The sequence below is a fragment of the Pseudochrobactrum sp. AO18b genome (assembly GCF_000409565.1).
Taxonomy (GTDB): Bacteria; Pseudomonadota; Alphaproteobacteria; order Rhizobiales; family Rhizobiaceae; genus Pseudochrobactrum; species Pseudochrobactrum saccharolyticum.
Genome location: NZ_ANNO01000347.1, coordinates 1 through 1,252, shown reverse-complemented (window position 1 = coordinate 1,252; position 1,252 = coordinate 1). Strand labels below are relative to the sequence as shown.

Here is a 1,252-nt window from a genome sequence, read left to right as displayed (position 1 = left end):
GGAGGGCGCGTTTCCTTCGAGCGAGGCAGACAAGCTGCCGCGCCGGTATAACTTTTAAAGGGAAATGCGATGAGTAAGCGCGAATCTTCCAAATATAAAATTGATCGTCGTCTTGGCGAAAACATCTGGGGCCGTCCTAAATCCCCTGTAAACCGTCGTGAATACGGCCCGGGTCAGCACGGTCAGCGCCGTAAGGGCAAGCTGTCCGACTTCGGTATTCAGCTGCGCGCAAAGCAGAAGCTGAAAGGCTTCTACGGCGATATCTCCGAAAAGCAGTTCCGTAAAACTTACGAAGAAGCTGCTCGTCGTAAAGGCGATACCGGTGAAAACTTGATCGGTCTGCTGGAAAGCCGTCTGGACGCAGTTGTATACCGCGCCAAATTCGTACCGACCATCTTTGCTGCCCGTCAGTTCATCAACCACGGTCACGTAAACGTAAACGGTCGTCGCGTTAACATTCAGTCCTACCGCCTGAAGGCTGGTGACGTTGTTGAAGTTCGCGAAAAGTCCAAGCAGCTGGTTATCGTTCTGGAAGCTGTTCAGCTCGCAGAACGCGATGTTCCTGACTACATCGTTGCTGACCACGGCAAGCTGACTGCAACATACAGCCGCGTTCCAGGCCTGTCCGACGTTCCATACGCCGTTCAGATGGAACCAAATCTGGTTGTTGAATATTACTCCCGTTAATCGTGAGTATGGCGGAATTATCCGCTGTGAAATCAGAGCCGCTGCGGATTTCCGCGGCGGCTTTTTTGTTTTGGATAAGCTATCTTTCCCTTTCTTCGGGGAGCTGCCTTATGTATTGTCACGCAAACTGTAAGAAAAAAATCTGGAGTGCAGGTCTATGGCAGGCTCAGTCAATAAAGTTATTCTCGTCGGTAATCTCGGAGCGGATCCTGAAATCCGCCGTCTGAACTCCGGTGAGCCGGTTGCAAACCTGCGTATCGCAACATCGGAAAGCTGGCGCGATCGCCAGTCCGGTGAGCGTAAGGACAAGACCGAATGGCACAGCGTTGTAATCTTCAACGAAAATCTGGCCAAAGTTGCAGAACAGTATCTGAAAAAAGGCGCCAAGGTTTACATTGAAGGTCAGTTGCAGACCCGTAAATGGACAGACCAGAACGGCAATGAACGCTACACAACTGAAATCGTGTTGCAGAAATTCCGTGGTGAGTTGCAGATGCTCGACAGCCGTGGCGAAGGCGGCGGTGGCGGCGGCCGTTTTGAAGGCAGCGGCAGCGGCGGGGGGCGG

The 1,252-nt window shown here is 52.6% G+C and carries 2 protein-coding genes; both read left to right on the top strand.

Annotation, left to right across the window (positions count from 1 at the left end):
• The first annotated feature begins 69 nt into the window (after positions 1-69).
• A complete protein-coding gene (gene rpsD, locus A918_RS0113660) occupies positions 70-687 on the top strand; it encodes a 30S ribosomal protein S4 (RefSeq protein ID WP_022711609.1) in 618 nt (205 codons plus the stop codon).
• A 157-nt stretch (positions 688-844) separates the two neighbouring features.
• A partial coding sequence (gene ssb / locus A918_RS0113655; protein WP_022711608.1) for a single-stranded DNA-binding protein occupies positions 845-1,252 on the top strand: 408 nt, incomplete at its 3' end.

Coding starts and splice junctions, on each gene's coding strand:
- rpsD (WP_022711609.1), top strand. CDS start 70: ATGAGTAAGCGCGAATCTTCCAAATATAAAATTGATCGTCGTCTTGGC.